Here is a 24,936-nt window from a genome sequence, read left to right on the forward strand (position 1 = left end):
TACTTAGCAGTTGCTCTGATGATTACCAACTCATGAAAAATATAAGTTTAACTGAAAACAGGGTAGTCCTAAATTAAAATAATAAAGACTTTTATCTTTTTAAAATATAATATATGATAGAAATGAAGCAATTAGTGAACGTGGCAGATAAAAGGAGCATAAGGGTTGCTTTGGTATGGTTTCTATGTATTATTATATCTAATAGTATAAATGCACAGGATATGGAAGATTTTGTAGAATATGATTCTTTTATAATCGTTGAGAAACCTCGGGAAAAGTATAAAGGTATTTACAAGGATGGAATACCATATGAAGGATATTTTCCTAAAGGAGATTCAGAGTTTCCAAGAGTAGATTATTACGAAAAAGGAAAGCTTAAATTTCAATATTCATTGGATATTTATCAAATGACATTAAATGAGGAATCTGCAGAAATAGAAGCTACTGCAGAAATGACCGAGGAAGAGTACAATAAGTACCTTAAGAATCGGTATAAACCAAGACTAAATATAAAATCAACCTATAAAAATGAAAAAATAGTTAATGGGTATCGTTATGAAGAAATAAAGTCAGGTTTATTGACAAGAAAAATAAAAAATGCTAAAACCATTGCATTATTTGTAGATGTTTTTGCAATGCACTTTTATCAAAGAATTAAAATCATTTTAGATGGTGATCGGATATATATAAAGTCACCAACTATGGAAATGTCAGAAGAAAACCTAGAACTACAGCTCTATAGAGAAGATAATACTTGGATTACCAAACAGGAATTAAATCAGGAAGCAATTGGATTATATTATTTTGTTATTGGAGAACCAAAAAAACTGCTTTCTAATACTACATTTTTTATATACAATCAGGAAGGGAATACCTATAGTTACGGCTATAAGGAATTTGAAAATATTATGGGGAATGGGATGAATCTAATGGATATCAATAGTATGTATTTTAGTAATCCTAAAATGTTTCACACAAAAGATATGCAGATGTTTTTTGAAGATTTTATAAACTTATATACTATTCAAATGGCAAAGGAAGAGGTAAGACCAGAAGAACCGGAAATATACAAAGGTTATATATATACTGATGAAAATGCCGAGATTATAAAGGGAATTCGATTTTTTGAGAATAAAGGAGATACGTATTACGAAAAATATGGAAAGGGTGATATATTGGAGCATAAAAAAGTAAGCTTGCTTGATTTTCAACATATATTCAAAACGTATTTAGAAAATAACCGTTAACTACATGATTTGTCACCTGATATTTATAAAAATATCACTAAATATTTCGGTAATTTAAAATTAAAAACTATATTTGCGTATAATTAACGCAAAATAAAATAATATGAATCCACTATTATTGACAGACGGTTACAAATTAGGTCACAAAGAACAATATCCAGAAGGAACTACTTTAGTGTATTCTAATTGGACTCCAAGAAAAAGTAGAATTAACGGAATTGATCATGTTGTTTTTTTCGGTCTACAATATTTTATAAAAGAGTACCTTATTAAACGATTTAATCAGGATTTTTTCAACTTATCTAAGGAAGAAGTAGTTTCGGAATATAAAAAATATGTAGATAATTATTTAGGTGTTGATTACGACGTTTCGCACATCGGAAAGCTTCACGATTTAGGATATTTACCAATAGAAATAAAAGCGCTGCCAGAAGGGACAGAAGTGCCCATTCGCGTTCCCATGTTTACCTTGGTAAATACGAAACCTGAATTTTTTTGGTTAACAAATTACTTAGAAACATTACTTTCTAGCATTATTTGGCAACCTTGTACTTCTGCTACTATAGCCAAACAGTATCAAAAAATTCTCAGCAAATATGCTATAGAAACCGATAAAGAAAATTTAGAATTTATTACATGGCAAGGACACGATTTTTCAATGCGTGGAATGTCTGGTACTGAATCTGCTATTATCAGTGGGATGGGACATGCTCTTTCTTTTTCGGGAAGTGATACCTTACCAGTTGCTAAAGCTTATGAATTATATTACAATGCGGATGTAACAAAAGAATTGGTGATAGGTAGTGTAAATGCAACTGAACATAGTGTAATGTGCGCAGGAAGTAAAGACGATGAAATCGGAACGTTTAGAAGACTTTTAAAAACATATCCTACAGGAATATTATCAGTAGTTTCAGATACCTGGGATTTATGGAAAGTTCTTACAGAATATCTCCCTAAATTAAAAAATGAAATATTAACTCGTGATGGAAAACTTGTAATTCGTCCTGATTCTGGAGATCCTGTAGATATTATTTGCGGATGTGAGCATGAAAATGAGATTATTGCAAAAGGAGTTGTCGAATTACTTTGGGATGAGTTTGGAGGTACTATTAATGCACAAGGGTATAAGGTGTTGAATCCTAAAATAGGAGCGATTTATGGAGATAGTATTACTATAGATAGAGCTACCCAGATTTGTGAACGTCTTAAAGAAAAAGGGTTCGCTTCTACTAATGTAGTTCTCGGAATCGGAAGTTTTACTTATCAATATAATACCAGAGATACTTTTGGTTTTGCAATGAAGGCAACCTATGTAGAAGTAAACGGAGAAGGAAGAGAAATTTTTAAAGATCCTATTACTGATGATGGTACTAAAAAATCGGCAAAAGGATTAGTACAATTATATGAGTCTGAAGGGCAAATTCATCTCAAAGATCAATGTTCTTTAGAAGAAGAAAAGCTAGGATTACTGAAAACTGTTTTTAAAGATGGTAAGTTGATTGTTGATGATAACCTTTCTACTATCCGAGAGCGTATAAAGTAAAAAAAAATAGATTTCAATTAAAAGACTCCCAAAAAATAAATTTGGGAGTTTTTTTGTGAATGAGTTTAGGGTTTTATGCTAAACACCTGTTATATTATTAAGGAGAACATACGTTTTTAGCACGATATATTTTGTTAATTTTTTGTAAGGATTGGTTTTGGATTACGACGTCTATTTTAATATCAATGCTTTGATACGTAACTAACTTATAAAAACACAACATCATGAGTGCAATTTGGTTTTTTGAGGATGCCAATCTCTTTAAGGTATTATGTCCTCATAAATTTAAAAATTACAAGAAAGATCACGATTTCGACGCCTACAAAAAAAGTGATTATATCTATTTTGAAGAAGACTCTGCTAACAAAGTGTATCTTATTGAAAAAGGAAAAGTAAAAATCGGATATTACTCCGAAGATGGAAATGAAGTTGTAAAAGCAATCTTAACTCGAGGAGAGCTTTTTGGGGAAAAAGCTATTTTAGGAGAAGATCGAAGAACAGAATTTGCTCAATCCATTGATAATACTACTTCTATTTGTCCTATTGGGGTGCAAACAATGCATGATTTAATGAGAGACAATCAAACATTTAGTCTAAAGATATACAAGTTTATTGGATTGCGATTTAAGCGTTTAGAAAGACGTTTGCAGCTTCTTCTATTTAAAGACACTAAAACAAGGTTGTTAGAATTTTTAAATGAGCTTAAAGAAGACTTTGGCTATTGTTGTCCAGATACTGGAGATACTGTTATTCATCATCCTTATACACAAAGAGATATAGCTAATCTTATAGGTACCTCTAGGCCCACTTTAAACATTCTTATGAATGAATTAAAAGAATCTAATAAAATTGATTTTAATAGAAAGGAAATCCGCTTAAAAATTGTTGCGTAATGTTAGCTACCTAACATTTTAAAATGTTTTATGAATTTACTTTTACAGTAATAATAATTATAAAACAAAAAGCAATGTTTAAAAAACTGATAATAGGTATGCTAGCGGTAGGATTGATCGCAGTTTCCTGTAATGAGGATGATGACACCATACAAGTAGCAAACGCCGGAGAGATTTCTGGGGGTCCGTTTGAATTTGATGTAGATGGAGAACCAGACATGGTTTCCGGAATCACCTTAGACGATACAAACGCCTTTGGAACAGGAAGTACTTGGATTGTTACAGATGACCAAGGACTTATCCTGGGTCTACCACCTACATTAGCAGCTGTAGAAGGAGTAAATTTTGATAGTGCCGGTGCCGGAACATGTTTGATATGGTATGCTAGGTACAATGGTGAAATCTCTGGATTAGAAATGGGAATGAATGCTAATGATGTTACTGGAGATTTTGATCTTTCAAATTCTATTACAGTAATTCGTAATCAGGTGGCAAATGCAGGATCTATAGAAGGTGGTCCTTTTGAATTTGATGTGGATGGAGAAGCAGATATGGTTTCCGGAATTACTTTAGATGATACCAATGCTTTCGGATCAGGAAGTACTTGGGTTATTACAGATGATCTTGGAAATATTCTTGGGTTGCCACCAACATTAATGGCTGTAGAAGGAGTGGATTTTGATGGTGCAGGCGCCGGAACTTGTTTGATCTGGTATGCACGATATGAAGGAGATATTTCTGGATTAGAAATGGGAATGAATGCTAACGATGTAACTGGAGATTTTGATCTCTCTAATGCGATCACAGTGGTACGTAACCAGGTGGTGAACGCAGGGACAATTTCTGGAGGCCCATATGAATTCGATGTGGATGGAGAGCCTGATATGGTGTCCGGAATTACCTTAGACAGTTCGAATGCATTTGGAGATAATGGTACTTGGATTATTACAGATGATCTTGGAAATATTCTTGGGTTGCCACCAACATTAATGGATGTAGAAGGAGTAAACTTTGATAATGCTGGTGCAGGAACTTGTTTAATCTGGTATGCAAGGTATAATGGTACTGTAACTGGATTAGAAATGGGAATGAATGCCAATAATGTTACTGGAGATTTTGATCTTTCAAATTCTATTACGGTTGTTCGTAATCAAGTGGTAAATGCAGGAACACTTTCTGGAGGTCCTTATGAATTTGATGTAGATGGAGAAACCGATAACGTATCTGGAATTACCTTAGATGATACAAATGCATTTGGAGATAACAGCACTTGGATTATCACAGATGATCAAGGAAATATTTTAGGATTGCCACCAACATTAATGGCGGTAGAAGGAGTAGATTTTGATGCAGCAGGTCCTGGCGTATGTCTAATTTGGTATGCAAGATATAATGGTACAGTAACAGGATTAGAAATGGGAATGAATGCTAATAATGTTATGGGAGATTTTGATCTTTCTAATTCCATTACTGTGACTCGTAACCAAGTAGTAAATGCAGGAACAATTTCTGGAGGGCCATACACATTTACTGTAGATGGAATGCCAGATACAGTATCTGGAATTACCTTAGATGATACAAATGCTTTTGGAGATAATAGCACTTGGATTATCACAGATGATCAAGGGAATATTTTAGGACTTCCTGGGACATTAGCGGCAGTAGAAGGAGTAGATTTTGATGCAGCAGGAGTTGGAGTATGTTTAATCTGGTATGCAAGATATAATGGAACGGTTACTGGATTAGAGATGGGAATGAATGCTAATGATGTTATGGGGGATTTTGATTTATCAAACTCGATCACTGTAACAAGAAACTAAATACGTTCAGAAAAAGAAAAATGTAATATTGAAGATAATGTGAACTTAACGTTGCATCTCTTCTCTTAAGAAGCGTAACACAATAGTTCATTGTTGTTTTTTTGTTAGTTTTAAAGCGCGGTCTCTGGCTGCGCTTTATTAATTTATATACTTTTGTAAGGAAAGATTCGATCTTAGACCAATTCTAAAAAATAGCACATATTATATCCTATGAAGTTTGATAAAAAGAAAATATCCAATATAATTTTTGTAATCATATTATTGCTTTTTTTTATTCCTAATACCAGGGGAATGATGCAAATTTTTCTTACCAGAATATTTTCTTTTAGCCCTAGTATAGTGGCTGTAGAAGATCGAACACAAGTAGCTTCTTTTGATTGGAAATTACATGGTGTAAATACCGAATCGATGAATTTTAATAGTGCTGAAGGAAAAGTGATATTGTTAAATTATTGGGCAACATGGTGTCCTCCTTGTATTGCAGAGATGCCATCACTTCAGGAACTATATAACGATTATAAAGATAAAGTGGTTTTCGTTTTTCTTACCGAAGACGATGATCCCGAATTGAATAAGTTTATGAGTGATAAGAGTTATAATTATCCTATTTATAGATCATTATCAGCACATCCAAAGCCTTTTGAGCATAAACCAATACCTGGAACATACCTTATTGATAAAAAGGGAAATATTGTAATTCACAAAGTGGGTGCAGCAGATTGGAATACTGAAAAAGTAAGAGCTACGATAGATAAGATCCTATCAGAATAATTATTTTTTAAAGTATTTAAAAGGAACGAATAACATACCAAAACACTCTCCTTTATCTTTTCCTAAGTGTTTGTGATGTATTTTATGAGCTCTACGTACACCTCTTGCATACCAATGATTGGCATTACGAAATAGTTTAAATCGTTGATGGATAAAAATATCATGTACGAAAAAATAAGCAATGCCATAAGCCAAAATACCTAAACCGATAGCTTCACCCATCCAGAAAGTAACAGGATCGTGGAGCATAATACAAGACATGCTGATTACAGCGTAAAAAACAAAGAATAGATCATTACGTTCCCACCAAGTATTATGGTTTTTGTGGTGGTGATCTTTGTGCAAAGACCATAAAAAACCATGCATAACGTATTTATGTGTAAACCATGCCATAAATTCCATTGCACAGAAAGTACCAACAAAAATTAGTATCCAGATAAGAATATTCATAACATATAGTTTTGTTCAAAAAAATGCCACTAAATTAAGTTCATTCTATAGTCGAAATAGGATTTAGCTAATAATCCAAATTTTTGATAATTTGGAACTCTTATTCTCGTGTTTTTTATTTCTACTGATGGAGTCGATTCTAATTTATTAAGTAGTTTTTTATAATAAATGTAGGCTGTATACACACCAAATTTGGCCTCTACCGGTAATTTCATAATACCTTCGAACCCTTTATCAAAATCTTCCTGAATTTCTTCAATGATCCTAGATTTAGAAACTTCATCTAGTCTTGTTAAATCTGTATTTGGGAAATACGTGCGACTTAATTCTTCAAAATCAGCTTTTAAGTCCCTTAAAAAATTGACTTTCTGAAAAGCAGATCCCAAATGCATTGCGCTTTCTTTTAGCTCGTCATACTTTTGCTGGTCTCCTTTTACGAAAACTTTTAAACACATAAGTCCAACTACATCTGCAGAACCATAGATGTACTCTTCGTATTCAGAAGTGGTTAAATAGTCTGTCTTGTGTAAGTCTAAACGCATACTTTTCATAAATGCTTCATATAATTCCGGTTCTATATTATATTCATGTACCGTTTTCTGAAATGCATTGAGAATAGGATTCAGGCTTATTTTGTTTTCAATAGCTTTATACATTTCCATTTCAAAATCATTAAATAAAGTCTCTTTGTCATAATCATGAAAGCTATCTACTATTTCATCAGCAAATCTTACAAACCCATAAATGTTGTAAATATCTTGTCTGATGGAATCTGATAGCATTTTAGAAGCCAATGAAAAAGATGTGCTATAAGAGTTAGTAACCAACTTACTGCAACTGTAAGAAACGGAGTCAAATAAAGCTTTCATAGAAGGTAGTTTTAGTTTAATTTTTAGATAAGAAAAAATTAATATTAGGTCTATTTATAATGATAAAATGAAGTGCGTAATGTAGTTATCATACCACCTGCAATTTAGGTTGTTTAGAAAGTTTACATTGCGATTCTATTAATCCTGCTACTAGTTTACCAGAAATTAGTGATGGTGGTACTCCTGGTCCAGGAACAGTTAGTTGTCCGGTAAAAAATAAATTTTGTACTTTTTTACTTTTCAACTTAGGTCTAAGAAATGCGGTTTGCATTAGGGTATTTGCCATACCATACGCATTTCCTTTGTACGAGTTATATTCTTTAATAAAATCCTTTACACAAAAAGACTCTTTAAAGATAATATTATTTTGAACGCTCTGTTTCGTTAAATTTTCAAAGCGTGTTATAATTTTATTAAAATATTTTTCTCTTAAGGCTGCAGTATCTTCGATTCCAGGAGCTAAGGGAATTAGGAAAAAACCATTTTCCATTCCTTCTGGTGCAGTACCGCTGTCAGATACAGAAGTGAAATTTGCATAAAACAAAGGGTTCTCTGGCCACTTAGGGTGATCATAAATATCCTTAGCATGAACATCAAAATCAGTATCAAAAAATAAATTATGATGTTCGATGTTTTTTAACCTTTTATCAAAACCTACATAAAATAGTAGAGACGAAGGCGCAAAGGTCTTTCGTTCCCAATACTTTTCTGAGTACTGTCTGTATTTTTCATCAAGAAGTGTTTCTCCATGATGATAATCTGCTCCACATAAAACGATATCTGCATTAATAGTTGAAGAATTAACAACTACACCAGTAGCATTGCCATTATCAACTAGTATTTTGCTTACGGGAGCATCAGTATGGATAGTAACACCTAGAGATTCTGCAAGTTTCTTCATTCCTAGTATAACCTGATACATTCCACCTTTGGGATGCCAAGTTCCTAATCCAAAATCAGCATAGTTCATAAAACTGTAAAAAGCAGGAGTGTCACTAGGTTTTGCACCAAGAAATAGAACTGGAAATTCTAAGATTTGTATCAGTTTCTTATTGCTAAATTCTTTTCTTACTTCTTTAGAAATAGTACTAAAAAACTGACCAACTTTTTTAATCGTTTCTTTAGTTACTAGCTCTATTGGTGATACACCAGGTCTATAAACCAAGTTTTTTATAGCGATATCATAATTACTCCTAGCTGCGTCAATAAATTTTTTGAGTTTTGCAGCACTTCCTTTTTCTTCTTTTTCGAAAGCTGCGTATATTTTTTCAAGGGTATCTTCTATGGAAATACTTTCTCCATCTTCAAAAAACACTCGATATGCAGGATCCAGTTTATCTAGTTTGTAATAGTCAGATGCTGAGGTGTTAAAATCGTTAAAGAATTTTTCAAAAACATCTGGCATCCAGTACCAAGAAGGACCAATATCAAATGTAAAACCTTCTTTCTTTAATTGTCGTGCTCTACCACCAACAGTATTATTTTTCTCATAAATAGAAACCTCATACCCTAATTGTGCTAGATAACAAGATGCAGAAAGAGACGAAAAGCCAGAGCCTATTATTACTACTTTTGGCGTCATATTGGTTGGTTTATTTGGTAGATTATTATAATTCTTTAATTAAATCTGTTATGGATGAAAAATAGCGATGGTTGGGAGCACTAGTTTTCGAAATATGCATGGTTTGCTTTCCTAACATCCAGAATTCACTTTCTCTTTTGGTACAAACCACTTCATTAAATTTTTGGACGTAGTCTTCAATTTTATCTTTTTCTGGTCTTACGGTAAAATATGATAAGAATGTAGTGTTCTCATGGAACGTAAGCATATTAGGTAAACTATCTAAAGGTATACTTGGTCCCAAATAGATCGCTTTATATCCTTTTAAAAGAATTTCATAATTAATATATAATAAGCCTAATTCATGAATTTCATTTTCTGGTAAAAACAATATAAACGCTTTATCAGTCTGAGAAGCTTTAGAGTATTGTAATTTCTCAATATTGATAAGCAATTTCTGTTTAATCAAATTTGTAATAAAATGTTCATGAGACGGACTAATAGTATTTGTTTGCCATAACAAACCTATTTCTGTCAATAATGGTATAAATACATCAGTGAATATTTGACGAAAAGTTCTTTTCTCAGCTAATTGCTCATATGTGCCTAAAAACAGCTGTAGATCATAATTGAGCATAGCTATTTTAAGAGAGTTGATGGCTTGATTTTTGGTACTAGTATCGGAAACTATACGTCTTACATATTCGTCAATTTCTTCATTATTTAATTTTGAAACTCGCGATATTTTGTACCCACTATTCACTAAATACGTAACATTAAGGAGTTTCTGTAAACTTTTTAAACTATATGTGCGGATGTTAGTCTCAGTTCGATTTGGAGATAGTAAATTGTATCTTTTTTCCCATATTCTTATGGTATGCGCTTTTACTCCGCATAAGTTTTCCAAATCTTTAATACTAAAATTTTGCTTTATGTTGTTCACCTTTTTATTCAAATAGTTAAACAAATTTAAACAAAAATCTAGCTACTTCGTAAATAGTCCTTGTTAAAATATTAACGATTATTGTTAAAAAAAAGAAAGAAATGCATTATCGGTGATGGGATGCTTAAAAAAATAGATGAGTTAAATCATTTTTATAGAAGACTATTTTTTTTAAAAAGAGTATTTAATTAGCTGAAAAATAGTTTTTTTATGATTATTAAGTTTTGATGATTTTAATGATGGTTTAATAAATTATAGATTCGTAATTTTTCATTTAATTGGTTTTAAAAAAAAAATCAGGCAAGGGTTTGTACTCTTGCCCGATCAATACTTTTAATTATTTTTCCAGGTAATTCATTGGATCTACATTTTTCCCATGATGACGTACTTCGTAATGAAGATGAGGTCCTGTAGAAAGTCCAGTGTTACCACTTTTTCCTATAATTTCTCCAATATTTACCTGCTGATTTTCTTGTACATTAAAGCTATCTAAGTGCGCATACCAGGTTTCGAAACCGTCGGAATGTGAAATAACAATTAAATTACCCCAATTGCCTTCTTTTTTTGCAACTTTTACTATTCCGTTCGCTGTGGCTACAATAGGTGTTCCGATTTTTGCTCTAATATCAATCCCTTTGTGGACTTTGTTTTTTTTCAGTAGTGGATGATCAAACTTTTTCCCATAAACGGCAGTAATATGATCTTTGGATCCGTTTTTAACAGGAAAGATTGAAGGAGGTATTTCTACAGTTAGCTCTTCTTTGATAATTTGTTCTAGTACATTCGAAGTGTCTAATTCTGGTTTTATAAAGGCCGTTAGCAGGATAAACAAAACAGGTGTAAGTAAAATGTATCGGATGATTTTTTTTGGATTAGAATCGGTTTTTGTGATCATATCTATTCGTTTTTTGATTAATGAATGATTAAAATAATTGTGTAATTTTGAATTAGGTGTACTGCTCAAGTTTTTAATTAATAATTCCAAGTACTCGGATTTTTTTACCTGTTTACGTACTACATATTTGTCTGCCTGAAATTCATGAACGGATTGTAATGTCCCTCTAAATACATAAGTAAAGGGGTTGAACCAAAATATGGCAAGATATAGCTCAGCAAGCATTAAATCTAAGGTATGGTACAGCACGATATGAGCTTTTTCATGTTCAAGAATTGGGATTTCGATAGTTTGAATTTGATCTTTTGGGATAAAGATCCATTTGAAACTGGAGAATACGTATGAAGCGTCGGTAACGATTACTGAATAGTTTTTATTTAAAAGTATTTTAGACTTTTGTTTTAATTGAAGTAGTTTAATTATGGATAATAATAATTTTAAGACACAAAAAACAGTTCCAATGAGATATAAAATAGCCATGATAAATAGAATATTACTCTTTTGGGTTGTAAAAGTGTTTTCTTCATAATTTCCTTCTTTGATAATACGTTCAAAAGACACGTATTCTTCGAAGTTTGGTATGATAATAGCCTCTGGAACTGTTTCAAATTGTATATAACTTAGTAAAGGAATTCCTAATGATAGTGGAATAATAGATAGTAGTACGACTCTATTAATGTTATGAAATGTTAGCTTTCTAAAAAATAAATGATATGAAATATACAATACGGTAAAACAAAAACTTGACTGTATAAGATAGATGATAAGACTATTCATTTTGTTTTTTTAATAGTTCGATTTTGTCTTCTATCAATTGTTTCATTTCCTCTAATTCTGAAACGTTTAGATCTTCATCCTTTGTAAAAAACAAAGCAAATTTGCTTACAGAACCGCTAAAAAAGTTCTTTACCACGCCCTTAAAGTGGCTTTTAAAATATTGTTCCTTACTTATGAGAGGATAATATTCTTTAATTCTTCCGTATACATTAAAGCTGATGAATTTTTTGGTAACCAGAGTACGTATTACCGTGGATATAGTGGTATAAGCTGGTTTGGGTTCTGGAAATTGCTCCACGATATCTTTTAGGAAAGCTTTTTCGAGCTTCCAAAGGTATTTCATAACCTGTTCTTCTGCCTTTGTTAAATCCTTCATAGGGTAAATATAACTATATTTTTAGTAATAAAACTATAAAATTAGTAATAAAACTATTTTTATAGTAATACTTGTGTTTAAACTTTGTTATTTGGGTGATTTGAATTACTTGCTATTTAGTATTTGTATCTTATTTTATAAGTTGTGCGGATTTATTTTTTTAGATAAAAAATAGGGATTGTAAATCGGAGGAGTAAAGTAGTGTCTCAATTCGGAATAAAAAGTGCCCAGAGCGGGAGTCGAACCCGCACGCCCTAATGGACACATGGCCCTCAACCATGCCTGTCTACCAATTCCAGCACCTGGGCATTAAGAAATTACAATATAGTATAAAACTAAAAAAGTATCACAAGAGATTGTGATACTTTTTAGTGACCGGGCTGGGGCTCGAACCCAGGACCCTCTCCTTAAAAGGGAGATGCTCTACCAACTGAGCTACCCGGTCATTGATAATATAATATCATAATTTTTTAAGAACTTAAGATGAGGACAATTTAATAATAAATTGTTGATCTAATCTTTATTGTGACCGGGCTGGGGCTCGAACCCAGGACCCTCTCCTTAAAAGGGAGATGCTCTACCAACTGAGCTACCCGGTCATTACATTCTTTTCCTGAATGCGGGTGCAAATATACTATCATTAATTTATTTTTCAAGAAGAATTTAATATAAATTTACATTTTATTTTAAATGCCCTTTTTTAAAGGGATAAATAACCTAAAATTTTGTTCATGAATATTGTCTTATTAGGATATATGGGATGTGGTAAATCATCTATTGCCAAAGCTTTAGCTGGTAAACTAAAAATGAATAGTATTGATTTGGATGATTATATAGAGGATCAAGAAAATAAAACAATTACCCAGATTTTTGCGGATCAAGGAGAGATTTATTTTAGAAAAAGAGAGAATAAGTATTTAAAACAGCTTTTAGAAACGCATACAAATCATATTATTTCGCTGGGAGGAGGTACCCCTTGTTTTGCTGGTAATATGGATCTTCTAAAAGACAATAATCACAATAAAAGTGTTTATTTGAAAACTTCGTTAGAAGAATTGGTAGATCGTTTATTTCTAGAAAAAGAGAAGAGGCCTTTAATAGCACACATAACGTTAAAAGAGGATCTAAAAGATTTTATTAGAAAACATCTGTTTGAACGTTCGTTTTATTACAACCAAGCAGCTTATATAGTTTCAACAGATGAAAAAACAGTTGAAGAAATAGCACTAGAAATAGAATCAACCTTATTCTAGTGTAGCTATATCGTTATTTCCAAAAGTAACATTAACATGTTCATGTAATGATGTGGATAAAGAAATTCCTTTAAAGTCAGCTTTAATTGGATATTTTTTGTGATTTCGATTTATCAGAACAGCAGTTTTAAATCTGGTTAAAGGAACATCTAAAAAGTGTTTTACTCCATAGACCAAAGCAGTACCGGAATTAAGAACGTCATCTGCGAGAACTAAAGCTTTGTTTTTATATTCGGACGGCGAAAGCGAAGTTTCTACGGTATTTTGAGGAGCTGATTTATCCATGGTAACTTTACACAGTATTACTTGGATGTCAGAGATTTCTTCTAATAAAGACTTTAATCGTTGTGCAAAAATATAGCCATTATCTGCTATCCCAGCAATTACAATTTCTTTTTCACTAACATTGGTCTCATAGATTTGATAAGCTATTCGCTTTATCTTATGCTGAATTTGTTCGTGAGTAAGGATAATATTGTTTTTGGTTTGCATAAGGATATATTCTATTATTTTGCCGAATTAGATCTCAAATATAAAAAACAGTTCGCTATCCTTTCTAGGAAGAATAGAATTATAACAGTTTTCTAGGGTTTTAATTTTAAAATGTGATGAAAACAAAGAAATGTATTCTTGCTTAGTTCCCCCAAAAGGAGGACCAGATTGTTCAAAAATACGATCAAATAAAACTCCTACTAATTTTCCATTATCTTTTAGTAATGATTTCATTTTAGAAACGTACGTTTCTCTTTGCTTAGGTAATAATGCGCAGAAAAATGTTTGTTCTATTATCAAATCAAATTGATTTTCAACTTCAAAAAAATCATTGTATATGATATGTTCTTTGGGAAAGTCTGGATTGTTTCTTTGAAATAGATCTAATGTTTCTTCTACAAAATCTAGTATATAGACATTTTTGAAACCTCTGGAATGTAAGTAGATGGCTTCATAAGCATTTCCACATCCTGGGATTAGTATTTTTAGATCTTTGCTTTTCAGTTGATCAATATATGTTGTAATAGGAGGTGAGGCATGGCCAATGTCCCATCCGGTATTATTTTGCTTATATTTTTGAGTCCAAAAAGCTATGTCTAATTTCATTCTTCGCTATCGTTATCTGATGGTCCTTCGAACCAATCATCAATATCTCTTCTATCCTTCTTGGTAGGTCTACCGGCTCCTTTTTTTCGGTAATAATCTTTGGAATAATTTAAAAGATCCAATTTTTGCAACGCTTCTTCAGGAGTAACGTCTTTACGATATATGTCGACAAGTTTAGCACCTAGTCGGCTTTTTGGTGTGTCTAAAACGATAAGTTCATAATTTACTTGATTCTTGCGAACAGTAATCTTATCTGTAGGATATATTTCTCTAGATGGTTTTATAAGGTCTCCATTTACACGAACTTTTCCTTCTTTACAAGCTTTGGTTGCTATGCTTCTCGTTTTGTAATAACGTATACACCATAAATATTTATCAACTCGCATAAAAAATGATTAAAAATGCGTTTATCTCTAATAATAGTAGAACAAAAGTACAAGAAAATTGTATCTTGCGCCTTCAAAAAAAGCAATCAGATGAATATGAAAAGATATATTCTCGTTATAGCGGCAGTTATCGGGACTTTATATGCATGTAGTAATGATGATGATAATGGAGTTACAGTTGTTCCGCCTAGAGATCGAGCAGAACAACAAGCCAATGAAGCTCCAATTATGGAAGAATATCTGAAAACTCACTTTTTCAGATTTGTAGATAATGATGCAAATCCAGATTTTCAAATTATTCAATTTGATACTATTGCTGGAGATAATAGTGCACAAACTTCTATATGGGATTCAGGACTTTTGAAGGAAAAAGTTATAACTAGAGAAGATGTTGATTATACTTTATACTACATCAGTCATAATGTTATGAATGAACAAAGTGAGAAAAGAAATCCTACTTTTGCAGACTCCACATTTTTAACATATAGAGGTGAACTTTTTTATGACTACGAGGATGATGATGGAGATGGTATTCCTAATGATGGAGATGTAGATGCAGATGGAGATGGAGAACCAGACATGGTAGATGAAACTGAAACGAAGACTGACAGTGATGGAGATGGAATTGCAGATGATAGTGATGTTGATAATAATCCAGGCGAACCTGATTCTGATGGTGATGGTATAATCGATGAGAATGACCCAGTTGATAATAATAATAACGACAGAAAGGTTTTTGATAGCGCAATTACGCCTATTTGGTTTGATTTGGTTGCTGTTTTGGACGGTTTTCGAGAAGCTACAGTAGAATTTAAAGGAGCTACTGATTTTACTCAAAATGGTGATGGTACGGTAAGTTTTAGCCAAGATTTTGGTAATTTTACTGTTTTTATGCCTTCTGGATTAGCTTATTTTTCGCAACCGCAAAATGGAATTCCGCAATATGCGCCGTTAATTTTTACAGTTCAATTATATAGTAGTATTGAAACAGATCATGATAATGATGGAATACCTTCTTATTTAGAAGATCTTGATGGAGATAGGTTGGTTTTTGATCCAGATGATGATACGGATAGTAATGGTTTTTCTAATTATTTAGATCCGGATGATGATGGTGATGGTACCTTAACTATTGACGAAGATCTAGAGCCTGATACAGACTTAACTGTGGATAGAGATGGAGATGGAGATCCGACAAATGATATAGGAGATGGAGATCCAACAAACGATGATACCGATGGAGATGGAATTCCAAACTATCTGGATACCGATGATACAGCTTCAAGAGAAGATTAAATAAAAAAACTCCGGTTACTAACCGGAGTTTTTTTATTCTTATTTCGTTTCTTAATCAATTAAAGATCTAATGCTAAACTAAGTATAAATTGATTAGGTCTAGAATCTACTCTAATTGTTTGTCCGGTGTTTTCATCAATAGATTGTGCTTGGTTTTCAGAAATACCTCTTTCGTATCTAAGATCAATATTAAGACGTTTTATCTGCAAGCCGACTCCAAATTGTACTCCAACTGTAAATTCATTTTTAACATCACTTAAACGAACATCTTCAAGGTTGTTATCTATGATATATTGTAAAGACGGACCACCAAAAACATGTAAAGGGCCTAAGAGATATACTCCAGCTAGAATGGGTAAATCTAATTTTTTTAGATCATAATCTAGTTCACGATTATTGAAAGAATAAGAGCTATTGTTTTGTGTATACTGCAGCTCTGGCTTAAGATAAAAATTATCGGTTATATCTCCTCTTAGAAATACACCGATATGATAACCTACACGATCATCCGCGTTTTCGGAAAGTAAATTATTTCCAGCATTAGTAAGATCTGTAAATTCAATCTTACCGTTATCTCCATAATTGAGACCTGCTTTTACCCCAAAATTTAATCCTTTGTCCTGACCAATAATTGTAAATGAACTAAAAAGAATTAATAACACTAATACATTTTTCATTTTAAATGAGTTTTAAAAGATGAATAAATAACTAACTATTTTTTTGGTTGTGGTCAGTGTTTCTAGTATAACGAAAATAGAAACGTATTATTCTTAATAGTAATCAAAAAGCCTTCCACTTTTGATGGAAGGCTTTTTATTATGAATTATGGAAGAAAATATCTTCTTTATTTTCTTTTAATTACTTTTTCAACTGCATTTACAATAGCTTCGGCATTTAGCCCATATTTAGCCATTAGTTGATCAGGAGTACCACTTTCTCCAAAGGTATCATTAGTAGCAATAAACTCCTGAGGAACTGGGTGATTCTGAGCTAGTACTCTAGAAACACTTTCTCCAAGTCCACCAAGATAGTTGTGCTCTTCTGCAGTAACAACACAACCTGTCTTTTTTACAGAATTTAATATCGCTTCGTCATCAAGAGGTTTAATGGTATGAATATTAATTACTTCCACACTAATTCCTTTTGCTTCTAGTGTTTCGGCTGCTAATAAAGATTCCCATACCAAATGACCAGTAGCAACTATGGTAACATCACTACCTTCTTGTAAGTGTACAGCTTTTCCGATTTCAAATTTTTGATCTTCTGGAGTGAAATTTGCAACTTTTGGTCTTCCAAAACGCAAATATACAGGTCCTTCATATTCTGCAATTGCTATGGTAGCGGCTTTAGTTTGGTTGTAATCACAAGGATTGATAACGACCATTCCCGGTAGCATTTTCATTAAACCTATATCCTCCAAAATCTGATGTGTAGCACCATCTTCTCCAAGTGTCAATCCTGCATGAGATGCACAGATTTTTACGTTTTTTCCACTATACGCAATAGATTGTCTTATTTGATCATATACACGACCTGTAGAAAAATTAGCAAATGTTCCTGTAAAAGGAATTTTTCCACCTATCGTTAATCCAGCAGCAATTCCCATCATATTAGCCTCTGCAATTCCAATCTGAAAAAAACGATCCGGATTGTTAGCTATAAATGCATCCATTTTTAGAGAACCAATAAGATCTGCACACAATGCAACAACATTCTCATTTGTTTTTCCAAGTACTTCAAGCCCCGCTCCAAAACCTGAACGAGTATCTTTTTTTCCTGTATCTATATATTTTTTCATGAATAGTTTTTTTGAGTGATTCGTTATAAGAATCACTTATATCTTAATAGTCTCCTAAAGTTTCAGGATTTTGTGCTAAACCAATTTCTAGTTGTTCATCATTCGGAGCTTTTCCATGCCAGGCGTGTGTGTGCATCATAAAATCAACACCATTCCCCATCACAGTATGCATTAATACGCAAACAGGTTTTCCTTTGCCTGTTCTGCTTTTTGCTTCTTTTAAGCCATCGACAACAGCTGTGATATTATTTCCTTCTTTAATTTCCATAACATCCCATCCAAAAGCCTCAAATTTAGCTTTAAGACTTCCTAAGGCTAATACATCATCAGTTGATCCATCAATTTGCTGACCATTTAAATCAATAGTAGAAACTAAATTGTCTACTTTTTTTCCAGCAGCATACATGGCAGCTTCCCAAATTTGACCTTCTTGTAATTCACCATCACCGTGAAGGCTATAGACAATATGATTGTCGTTGTTTAATTTTTTGGCTTGTGCAGCACCTATAGCTACAGACATTCCTTGACCAAGAGATCCTGAAGCTATTCGAATTCCTGGAAGTCCTTCGTGAGTGGTTGGATGCCCTTGAAGTCTACTATCGATCAATCTAAAGGTGTTTAGCTCCTCTACTGGAAAATATCCACTACGAGCTAACACGCTATAATAAACAGGCGAAATATGTCCATTGGATAAGAAAAATAGATCTTCTCCTATACCATCCATATCGAAACCGTCTTTTCTGTCAAGAATTTCTTGGTAAAGAGCTACAAAGAATTCTGTACATCCCAGAGAACCACCTGGGTGCCCTGAGTTTACTTTGTGAACTTGACGTAAAATGTCTCTACGTACCTGAGTCACAAAATCTTCTAATTGTTGTGTTTTTGGCATTGCTATGCTGATTAGCTTTATGATTAAGGCGCAAAAATACAGGTTTTGAGTACTGTAGCAAAATGTGTATGCAGCTTTTAATTAAGATCCTATTGTTAATAACGAAAACTTTTCGAAAATGAGACTTTATCAAAGTAGTTTTAGTTAGTTATCTTTGCGCTCTACGAAATAGAAATTATGCAATTCGACCTATTATCAACAGATCCACAAAGCAAAGCAAGAGCTGGAAAAGTAACAACAGAGCACGGAGTAATTGAAACTCCAATTTTTATGCCTGTTGGTACCGTAGCTACAGTAAAAGGAGTGCATCAACGAGAATTGAAAAATGATATCAATCCAGATATTATTTTAGGAAATACCTATCATCTATATTTAAGGCCGCAAACACCTATTCTAGAGAAAGCAGGTGGTCTGCATAAATTTATGAATTGGGATAGAAATATTCTGACGGATAGTGGAGGATATCAGGTGTATTCGTTATCAGCGAATCGTAAAATCAAGGAAGAAGGCGTAAAGTTTAAATCACATATCGATGGTTCTTATCATGTTTTTACTCCCGAAAATGTAATGGAGATTCAACGAACCATAGGGGCAGATATCATAATGGCTTTTGATGAGTGTACTCCATATCCTTGTGATTATAATTATGCGAAAAGAAGTATGCATATGACACACAGGTGGTTAGATCGATGTATGCAACATCTGGAAAAAGTTCCAGTTAAATATGGATATGATCAGACTTTTTTTCCTATAGTGCAAGGAAGTACCTATAAAGATCTAAGAAGACAGTCTGCTGAGTATATCGCTAATGCTGGAGCTGAAGGAAATGCAATTGGCGGTTTATCCGTTGGAGAGCCCGCAGAAGAAATGTATGCAATGACAGAAGTAGTAACCGAAATATTACCAGAAGATAAGCCTAGATATTTAATGGGAGTAGGTACTCCTATAAATATTTTAGAAAATATAGCACTAGGTGTAGATATGTTTGATTGTGTAATGCCAACCCGAAACGGAAGAAATGGAATGTTGTTTACAGCGCATGGTACCATAAATATTAAAAATAAAAAGTGGGAAGATGATTTTTCTCCCATAGATGAAATGGGAATTACTTATGTAGATACAGAATATTCCAAAGCATATCTAAGACACCTATTCACGGTCAACGAAATGTTAGGAAGACAAATTGCTACAATTCATAATTTAGGATTTTATTTATGGTTGGTTCGCGAGGCTAGAAAACATATCTTAGCTGGCGATTTTTATACATGGAAAAATATGATGGTAAAACAAATGGATAAAAGATTGTAGTTTGAAAATATTAGATTGGTACATACTTAAGAGATATTTAGGAACATTTTTTACAATGATCCTACTGTTCATTCCTATTGGTATTATTGTGGATCTTTCTGAGAAAATCGATAATATGTTGGAGCATAAGGTGCCATTCGCTGCGGTGGTTTCTTATTATCTTGATTTTACTGTTTACTTCGCTAACCTTTTATTTCCTTTATTCGTTTTTTTATCAGTAATCTGGTTTACTTCCAAACTGGCTAACAAAACAGAAATTATTGCTTTTTTAAGTTCTGGAGTATCATTTTGGAGATTTCTTAGACCATATATGATTGGAGCAATTCTCATTTGTTTAGGAGCATTAGCGATGGGACTTTTTTTAGCACCAAAAGCTAGTCAGGGATTTAACGAATTCAAATATTCTTATTTAAAGAAAGGTAAAAAAGTTCAGGAAACCCGAAATGTATATCGACAGTTAAATGATAGTATATTTTTATATGCTAATGATTTTAAACCTCTTAAGAAAAAAGCAACCAATTTTACTTTAGAATATTTTGACGGTAATAGATTAGTTACAAAAATATCTGCTAGAACCATTACTTATATCGAGAAAGATAGTATATATGAATTAAGGGATTTTGTGAAACGAACTATTCTTGAGAACGAAGACATTATCGAAAAGGCGAGAAAAAAAGATACTGTGTTACCTTTTAATATAGATGAATTTACTCCAGTGACCTATGTGGCAGAAACGCTAGACTATATGCAGTTAAGTAAGTTTATAGAAAAGGAGACTAAAAGAGGCTCTTCGGATATCAATAGATACAAAGTAGTGGCCTACAAAAGATGGAGTATTCCTGTTTCGGCATTTATATTAACTGTCATTGGAGTAGCAGTTTCTTCTATGAAAAGAAGAGGAGGAATGGGAATAAATCTAGCGGTCGGAATTTCATTGGCTTTTGTGTTTATCTTTTTTGATAAAGTTCTTGGAACTTTGGCAAATCAATCAGATTTTCCACCTCTAGTAGCAGTATGGTTTCCAAACGTTTCTTTCGGAATATTAGCAATCTATTTATTGTATAATGCCAAACGCTAAACTTCAAAATTATTTACATTTTCATTTTATTGTTTTCGTCTGGGGATTTACCGCAATACTTGGAGAACTAATTACCATTGAAGCTTTACCGCTGGTTTGGTATAGAATGTTAATGGCTTCAGGTTTTATTTACCTATTTATTCTTTTTAGGAAAGTTTCACTTAGGGTATCAAAAAAACTCTTAATGATTTTAAGTATTGCAGGTGTGATTATAGCATTACATTGGATCACATTTTTTGCAGCCATAAAAGCATCGAATGTTTCCATCACATTGGCAGTATTATCTACTGGTGCCTTTTTTACCTCAATTTTAGAACCAATATTTTATAAGAGAAAGTTGATCTGGTATGAAGTGGTTTTTGGATTGATGGTAATTGGTGGATTATATATCATATTTAATGTAGAAGGAGATTATGTCCTTGGAATTATGTATGCAATCTGTTCTGCATTCTTATCGTCAGTATTTTCATTAATTAATGGAAAAATAGCGCAGAAATATTCACCATCCATGATCTCGTTTTATGAATTGTTAAGCGGTGTTGGATTTATAACAATCTATCTTTTTGCTATTTCTTTTTTGGGAACGGAAGGAGAAGGATTTTCTAGATCATTCTTTCAACTATCTACTACAGATTGGATATATCTTATCATATTAGCTTCTGTATGTACTGCATATGCCTTTATTGGTTCGGTGCAAGTAATGAAGTATTTGAGTCCGTATACTGTTATGTTAACCATTAATTTGGAGCCTGTCTATGGTATCGTACTCGCTTATCTAATTTTTGGTGATGCAGAAAAAATGAATCCAGGATTTTACTACGGAGCACTAATAATTTTGGGGACTGTGGTGCTAAATGGAATTTTTAAGAATCTAAAAAAAATAAAAATACAAAAGTCTTAATACTAGTTTAGGAAGTATTGTTTTATATTTGTCTGCTAACCCTAGTTAAAAAAAACAAAATATATTCTTGATATGGAATATTTAGAATTTGAACTCCCCATAAAAGAACTCGAAGAACAATTTCAAAAAGCCTGTGCTATTGGAGAAGAAAGTGATGTTGATGTTACCGATACGTGCAAGCAAATTGAGAAGAAGTTAAATGAGACTAAAAAGGAAATTTACAAGAATCTTACTGCTTGGCAAAGAGTACAGTTATCGAGACATCCTTCTAGGCCTTATACCTTAGACTATATCAATGCGATATGCGGTGATTCCTTCTTGGAACTACATGGTGATCGAACTGTAAAGGATGACAAAGCGATGATTGGTGGTTTAGGTAAAATTGGTGATCAAAGTTTTATGTTCATTGGCCAACAAAAAGGTTTTAATACCAAAACCAGACAATATAGAAATTTTGGTATGGCGAATCCAGAAGGGTACAGAAAGGCTTTGCGTTTGATGAAAAGTGCAGAGAAATTTGGTATTCCTGTGGTAAGCTTCATTGATACCCCAGGTGCATATCCTGGTTTGGAAGCAGAAGAAAGAGGGCAAGGTGAAGCAATTGCAAGAAATATCTTGGAAATGACACGACTTAAAGTTCCTATTATAGTTATAATCATTGGCGAAGGTGCTAGTGGAGGAGCTTTAGGAATTGGAGTAGGAGATAAAGTATTGATGCTAGAAAATTCTTGGTATTCTGTTATTTCTCCAGAGAACTGTTCTTCTATACTATGGAGAAGCTGGGAACAAAAAGAAATTGCAGCAGAAGCCTTAAAATTAACTGCCAAGGATAGTGTAAAACTGAAAGTGGTTGATGAAATAGTTAGAGAGCCTCTTGGAGGAGCTCATAGCAATAGAGAAGAAACTTTTAAAGCAGTACGCGATAAAATAATATCATCTTTAGAGGAGATGAAAAACTTATCACCAGAAGAATTGGTAGAAAAGCGTATGGATAAATATGCAAATATGGGAGTCTTTAAAGGCTAACCCCTATTAAATCACTTGACAAAAAAATCTGAAGTTTTTGACTTCGGATTTTTTTGTGCTTATTAACAATATAATTAAGTTATTAACAGTTCAATTGTTGATGACTGGTGGACATTCATTACCTTTGTAAAAGGTCCATCTCTTTACAATTTTTTTACATTCGTGGTTATGGAAAAAGTACAGCAAACTCAGCAATCTAATTACGGTCGGGGGAACGTTATATCGCTGGAAAAAGGAAAAATACCTCCTCAAGCAGTTGATTTAGAAGAAGTTGTGCTTGGGGCGATGATGATTGATAAGAAGGGAGTTGATGAAATTATCGATATTCTAAATCCAGAAGTATTCTATAAAGAATCGCATAAATACATTTTTGAAGCAGTCTTTAAACTATTCGAAAATTCTGAACCAATCGACTTATTAACGGTTTCGAGTCAATTAAAGAAGGATGGAAAATTAGAATTAGCAGGAGGGGAATTTTATCTTATTCAACTCACTCAAAAGGTAGCCTCTTCGGCACATATCGAGTTTCATGCTCGTATAATTTTGCAAAAATATATTCAAAGAAGTTTGATTAAAATATCAAATGAAATAATCGAAGAGTCTTATGATGAGACTACAGATGTTTTTGATCTTTTGGATATGGCAGAATCCAGATTATATGAAGTTACCCAAGGGAATATCAAAAGATCTACAGAAAGTGCTCAGAGTTTGGTAATTCAGGCTAAGAAAAAAATTCAAGAGATTTCTAATAAAGAGGGAATGAGTGGTGTTCCTTCTGGTTTTGATAAGTTAGACAAACTTACTTCTGGATGGCAACCAAGTGATTTGATAATCGTTGCTGCACGTCCTGGTATGGGTAAAACAGCGTTAACCTTATCGATGGCACGTAATATGGCCGTTGGAGCAAATACTCCGGTAGCATTCTTTTCTTTGGAGATGTCATCTGTACAGCTTATAACACGTTTGATCTCTTCGGAAACTGGACTTTCTTCAGAAAAACTTAGAACTGGTAAGTTAGAAAAGCATGAATGGGAACAGTTAAATGTAAAAGTAAAAGACTTAGAAAAAGCACCACTTTTTATTGATGATACACCATCACTTTCGATTTTTGATTTAAGGGCAAAGGCAAGACGATTGTCTTCTCAGCATGGTATTAAAATGATCATCATCGATTACTTGCAGTTAATGACAGCTGGTGGGAGTGGAAAAAATGGTAACCGTGAACAGGAAATCTCTACCATTTCTCGAAACCTGAAAGCTTTGGCAAAAGAATTGAATATCCCTGTGATTGCACTTTCGCAGTTATCTCGTGCTGTTGAAACCCGTGGAGGTAGTAAACGACCGCTTTTAAGTGACTTGAGGGAATCTGGAGCAATTGAGCAGGATGCTGATATTGTTGCCTTTATATTTAGACCAGAATATTATAAAATCGATGAGTGGGATGATGAAGAAAGATCACCTACACAAGGACAAGGAGAGTTCATTGTAGCAAAACACCGTAATGGTGGTTTAGAAAATATTAGGTTAAAATTCATTGGTCACTTAGGTAAATTTGATAACTTAGATGATTTTAGTACTCCTTTTGAGTTCCATTCTAAAATGAATGACGGTAAAGAAGAAGATGATCCTTTTAGTACAAGTCATCTTCCAAGCGCCGACGAAGCTTTTGGGAGTAGCATAAATGACTCTAATGATGATGACGATGTACCTTTCTAAAATGAATTGTAAGCTATTAGTTTACAGTTTTTTATTCTT

Annotated in this window: 24 protein-coding genes and 3 tRNA genes; 12 read left to right on the plus strand and 15 right to left on the minus strand. The window is 33.0% G+C overall.

All coding sequences use genetic code 11. The annotated features are described in order from the left end of the window. Window positions 1–122 precede the first annotated feature (122 nt). From ABD077_RS17490 to ABD077_RS17510, 5 genes are all read left to right on the plus strand, one after another. Entirely contained in the window at window positions 123–1,247 is a 1,125-nt protein-coding gene (locus tag ABD077_RS17490; RefSeq protein ID WP_343913538.1) for a hypothetical protein, read from the plus strand. A 103-nt stretch (window positions 1,248–1,350) separates the two neighbouring features. Then, the gene (locus tag ABD077_RS17495) at window positions 1,351–2,793 is read left to right on the plus strand and encodes a nicotinate phosphoribosyltransferase (RefSeq protein ID WP_343913539.1); all 1,443 of its coding nucleotides are present in this window, start codon (window positions 1,351–1,353) and stop codon (window positions 2,791–2,793) included. A gap of 224 nt (window positions 2,794–3,017) precedes the next feature. Further along, window positions 3,018–3,686: a Crp/Fnr family transcriptional regulator gene (locus ABD077_RS17500; protein WP_343913540.1), complete on the plus strand. Its 669-nt coding sequence runs from the start codon at window positions 3,018–3,020 to the stop codon at window positions 3,684–3,686. Between the two features lie 74 nt (window positions 3,687–3,760). Further along, entirely contained in the window at window positions 3,761–5,506 is a 1,746-nt protein-coding gene (locus ABD077_RS17505) for a hypothetical protein (RefSeq protein ID WP_343913541.1), read from the plus strand. A gap of 291 nt (window positions 5,507–5,797) precedes the next feature. Then, window positions 5,798–6,277: a TlpA family protein disulfide reductase gene (locus ABD077_RS17510; protein WP_343913542.1), complete on the plus strand. Its 480-nt coding sequence runs from the start codon at window positions 5,798–5,800 to the stop codon at window positions 6,275–6,277. Here the strand turns inward: ABD077_RS17510 and ABD077_RS17515 are convergent, their stop codons facing one another. The 9 genes from ABD077_RS17515 to ABD077_RS17555 form a co-directional block, all read right to left on the minus strand. Next, complete coding sequence (locus ABD077_RS17515) at window positions 6,278–6,727, minus strand: sterol desaturase family protein (RefSeq protein WP_343913543.1); 450 nt, start codon at window positions 6,725–6,727, stop codon at window positions 6,278–6,280. 29 nt (window positions 6,728–6,756) lie between these two features. Further along, window positions 6,757–7,596 (minus strand): phytoene/squalene synthase family protein, encoded by an 840-nt coding sequence (locus ABD077_RS17520; RefSeq protein WP_343913544.1) that lies wholly within the window; start codon window positions 7,594–7,596, stop codon window positions 6,757–6,759. Between the two features lie 88 nt (window positions 7,597–7,684). After that, window positions 7,685–9,178, minus strand: coding sequence for a phytoene desaturase family protein (locus ABD077_RS17525; protein WP_343913545.1), 1,494 nt, complete (start codon window positions 9,176–9,178; stop codon window positions 7,685–7,687). Between the two features lie 25 nt (window positions 9,179–9,203). Further along, window positions 9,204–10,100 (minus strand): MerR family transcriptional regulator, encoded by an 897-nt coding sequence (locus ABD077_RS17530; RefSeq protein WP_343913546.1) that lies wholly within the window; start codon window positions 10,098–10,100, stop codon window positions 9,204–9,206. Between the two features lie 337 nt (window positions 10,101–10,437). Continuing rightward, on the minus strand, window positions 10,438–11,772 hold the full coding sequence (locus ABD077_RS17535; RefSeq protein ID WP_343913547.1) for a peptidoglycan DD-metalloendopeptidase family protein: 1,335 nt from the start codon (window positions 11,770–11,772) through the stop codon (window positions 10,438–10,440). After that, window positions 11,765–12,148: a BlaI/MecI/CopY family transcriptional regulator gene (locus ABD077_RS17540; protein ID WP_343913548.1), complete on the minus strand. Its 384-nt coding sequence runs from the start codon at window positions 12,146–12,148 to the stop codon at window positions 11,765–11,767. Before ABD077_RS17540 ends, ABD077_RS17535 begins: the two co-directional genes overlap by 8 nt. Before the next feature lie 224 nt (window positions 12,149–12,372). Beyond that, window positions 12,373–12,456: transfer RNA gene (locus tag ABD077_RS17545), tRNA-Leu, on the minus strand. Between the two features lie 64 nt (window positions 12,457–12,520). Next, window positions 12,521–12,593 (minus strand) — tRNA-Lys (locus ABD077_RS17550). A gap of 81 nt (window positions 12,594–12,674) precedes the next feature. Next, window positions 12,675–12,747 (minus strand) — tRNA-Lys (locus ABD077_RS17555). A 132-nt stretch (window positions 12,748–12,879) separates the two neighbouring features. Here ABD077_RS17555 and ABD077_RS17560 point away from each other — a divergent pair. Beyond that, window positions 12,880–13,401, plus strand: coding sequence for a shikimate kinase (locus ABD077_RS17560; RefSeq protein WP_343913549.1), 522 nt, complete (start codon window positions 12,880–12,882; stop codon window positions 13,399–13,401). Here ABD077_RS17560 and ABD077_RS17565 read toward each other — a convergent pair. From ABD077_RS17565 to ABD077_RS17575, 3 genes are read right to left on the minus strand one after another with little or no spacing between them, the layout of a single operon-like run. Continuing rightward, complete coding sequence (locus tag ABD077_RS17565) at window positions 13,393–13,893, minus strand: phosphoribosyltransferase family protein (RefSeq protein WP_343913550.1); 501 nt, start codon at window positions 13,891–13,893, stop codon at window positions 13,393–13,395. The genes ABD077_RS17560 and ABD077_RS17565 overlap by 9 nt on opposite strands. 27 nt (window positions 13,894–13,920) lie before the next feature. Then, window positions 13,921–14,499 carry a methyltransferase domain-containing protein gene (locus ABD077_RS17570; RefSeq protein WP_343913551.1) on the minus strand — a complete coding sequence of 193 codons (579 nt, stop codon included), beginning with the start codon at window positions 14,497–14,499 and terminating at the stop codon, window positions 13,921–13,923. Then, complete coding sequence (locus ABD077_RS17575; RefSeq protein WP_343913552.1) at window positions 14,496–14,885, minus strand: RNA-binding S4 domain-containing protein; 390 nt, start codon at window positions 14,883–14,885, stop codon at window positions 14,496–14,498. Before ABD077_RS17575 ends, ABD077_RS17570 begins: the two co-directional genes overlap by 4 nt. A gap of 96 nt (window positions 14,886–14,981) precedes the next feature. Between ABD077_RS17575 and ABD077_RS17580 the strand changes: the two genes are divergently transcribed. Further along, entirely contained in the window at window positions 14,982–16,181 is a 1,200-nt protein-coding gene (locus tag ABD077_RS17580) for an FKBP-type peptidyl-prolyl cis-trans isomerase (RefSeq protein WP_343913553.1), read from the plus strand. Between the two features lie 59 nt (window positions 16,182–16,240). On the opposite strand, the gene ABD077_RS17585 is transcribed toward ABD077_RS17580, so the two are convergent. From ABD077_RS17585 to ABD077_RS17595, 3 genes are all read right to left on the minus strand, one after another. Continuing rightward, on the minus strand, window positions 16,241–16,858 hold the full coding sequence (locus ABD077_RS17585) for a porin family protein (protein ID WP_343913554.1): 618 nt from the start codon (window positions 16,856–16,858) through the stop codon (window positions 16,241–16,243). Between the two features lie 167 nt (window positions 16,859–17,025). Then, window positions 17,026–17,979, minus strand: coding sequence for a transketolase family protein (locus tag ABD077_RS17590; protein WP_343913555.1), 954 nt, complete (start codon window positions 17,977–17,979; stop codon window positions 17,026–17,028). 43 nt (window positions 17,980–18,022) lie between these two features. Beyond that, window positions 18,023–18,868 (minus strand): transketolase, encoded by an 846-nt coding sequence (locus ABD077_RS17595; protein ID WP_343913556.1) that lies wholly within the window; start codon window positions 18,866–18,868, stop codon window positions 18,023–18,025. A gap of 177 nt (window positions 18,869–19,045) precedes the next feature. Between ABD077_RS17595 and tgt the strand changes: the two genes are divergently transcribed. From tgt to dnaB, 5 genes are all read left to right on the plus strand, one after another. Then, window positions 19,046–20,176 carry a tRNA guanosine(34) transglycosylase Tgt gene (gene tgt, locus ABD077_RS17600; protein WP_343913557.1) on the plus strand — a complete coding sequence of 377 codons (1,131 nt, stop codon included), beginning with the start codon at window positions 19,046–19,048 and terminating at the stop codon, window positions 20,174–20,176. Window position 20,177: 1 nt separating this feature from the next. Continuing rightward, the gene (locus ABD077_RS17605; RefSeq protein WP_343913558.1) at window positions 20,178–21,254 is read left to right on the plus strand and encodes an LptF/LptG family permease; all 1,077 of its coding nucleotides are present in this window, start codon (window positions 20,178–20,180) and stop codon (window positions 21,252–21,254) included. Beyond that, window positions 21,241–22,155, plus strand: a complete 915-nt coding sequence (locus tag ABD077_RS17610; protein WP_343913560.1) for a DMT family transporter — start codon at window positions 21,241–21,243, stop codon at window positions 22,153–22,155. Before ABD077_RS17605 ends, ABD077_RS17610 begins: the two co-directional genes overlap by 14 nt. A gap of 72 nt (window positions 22,156–22,227) precedes the next feature. Then, window positions 22,228–23,181, plus strand: coding sequence for an acetyl-CoA carboxylase carboxyltransferase subunit alpha (locus ABD077_RS17615; protein ID WP_299606927.1), 954 nt, complete (start codon window positions 22,228–22,230; stop codon window positions 23,179–23,181). A gap of 168 nt (window positions 23,182–23,349) precedes the next feature. Next, a complete protein-coding gene (gene dnaB, locus ABD077_RS17620) occupies window positions 23,350–24,897 on the plus strand; it encodes a replicative DNA helicase (RefSeq protein WP_299606928.1) in 1,548 nt (515 codons plus the stop codon). Window positions 24,898–24,936: the final 39 nt, after the last annotated feature.

This window comes from Aquimarina litoralis, assembly GCF_039523995.1.
GTDB classification, from domain to species: Bacteria; Bacteroidota; Bacteroidia; order Flavobacteriales; family Flavobacteriaceae; genus Aquimarina; species Aquimarina litoralis.

Excerpts from the sequence above, each read along its gene's own strand:
- ABD077_RS17580 (WP_343913553.1), top strand. The coding sequence starts at position 14,982 with ATGAAAAGATATATTCTCGTTATAGCGGCAGTTATCGGGACTTTATAT.
- ABD077_RS17585 (WP_343913554.1), bottom strand. The coding sequence starts at position 16,858 with ATGAAAAATGTATTAGTGTTATTAATTCTTTTTAGTTCATTTACAATT.
- ABD077_RS17520 (WP_343913544.1), bottom strand. The coding sequence starts at position 7,596 with ATGAAAGCTTTATTTGACTCCGTTTCTTACAGTTGCAGTAAGTTGGTT.
- ABD077_RS17565 (WP_343913550.1), bottom strand. The coding sequence starts at position 13,893 with ATGCAAACCAAAAACAATATTATCCTTACTCACGAACAAATTCAGCAT.
- ABD077_RS17595 (WP_343913556.1), bottom strand. The coding sequence starts at position 18,868 with ATGCCAAAAACACAACAATTAGAAGATTTTGTGACTCAGGTACGTAGA.
- ABD077_RS17490 (WP_343913538.1), top strand. The coding sequence starts at position 123 with ATGAAGCAATTAGTGAACGTGGCAGATAAAAGGAGCATAAGGGTTGCT.
- ABD077_RS17615 (WP_299606927.1), top strand. The coding sequence starts at position 22,228 with ATGGAATATTTAGAATTTGAACTCCCCATAAAAGAACTCGAAGAACAA.
- ABD077_RS17510 (WP_343913542.1), top strand. The coding sequence starts at position 5,798 with ATGATGCAAATTTTTCTTACCAGAATATTTTCTTTTAGCCCTAGTATA.
- ABD077_RS17525 (WP_343913545.1), bottom strand. The coding sequence starts at position 9,178 with ATGACGCCAAAAGTAGTAATAATAGGCTCTGGCTTTTCGTCTCTTTCT.
- ABD077_RS17500 (WP_343913540.1), top strand. The coding sequence starts at position 3,018 with ATGAGTGCAATTTGGTTTTTTGAGGATGCCAATCTCTTTAAGGTATTA.
- ABD077_RS17515 (WP_343913543.1), bottom strand. The coding sequence starts at position 6,727 with ATGAATATTCTTATCTGGATACTAATTTTTGTTGGTACTTTCTGTGCA.
- ABD077_RS17505 (WP_343913541.1), top strand. The coding sequence starts at position 3,761 with ATGTTTAAAAAACTGATAATAGGTATGCTAGCGGTAGGATTGATCGCA.
- tgt (WP_343913557.1), top strand. The coding sequence starts at position 19,046 with ATGCAATTCGACCTATTATCAACAGATCCACAAAGCAAAGCAAGAGCT.
- ABD077_RS17570 (WP_343913551.1), bottom strand. The coding sequence starts at position 14,499 with ATGAAATTAGACATAGCTTTTTGGACTCAAAAATATAAGCAAAATAAT.
- ABD077_RS17610 (WP_343913560.1), top strand. The coding sequence starts at position 21,241 with ATGCCAAACGCTAAACTTCAAAATTATTTACATTTTCATTTTATTGTT.
- ABD077_RS17540 (WP_343913548.1), bottom strand. The coding sequence starts at position 12,148 with ATGAAGGATTTAACAAAGGCAGAAGAACAGGTTATGAAATACCTTTGG.
- ABD077_RS17560 (WP_343913549.1), top strand. The coding sequence starts at position 12,880 with ATGAATATTGTCTTATTAGGATATATGGGATGTGGTAAATCATCTATT.
- ABD077_RS17495 (WP_343913539.1), top strand. The coding sequence starts at position 1,351 with ATGAATCCACTATTATTGACAGACGGTTACAAATTAGGTCACAAAGAA.
- ABD077_RS17535 (WP_343913547.1), bottom strand. The coding sequence starts at position 11,772 with ATGAATAGTCTTATCATCTATCTTATACAGTCAAGTTTTTGTTTTACC.
- ABD077_RS17590 (WP_343913555.1), bottom strand. The coding sequence starts at position 17,979 with ATGAAAAAATATATAGATACAGGAAAAAAAGATACTCGTTCAGGTTTT.
- ABD077_RS17575 (WP_343913552.1), bottom strand. The coding sequence starts at position 14,885 with ATGCGAGTTGATAAATATTTATGGTGTATACGTTATTACAAAACGAGA.
- dnaB (WP_299606928.1), top strand. The coding sequence starts at position 23,350 with ATGGAAAAAGTACAGCAAACTCAGCAATCTAATTACGGTCGGGGGAAC.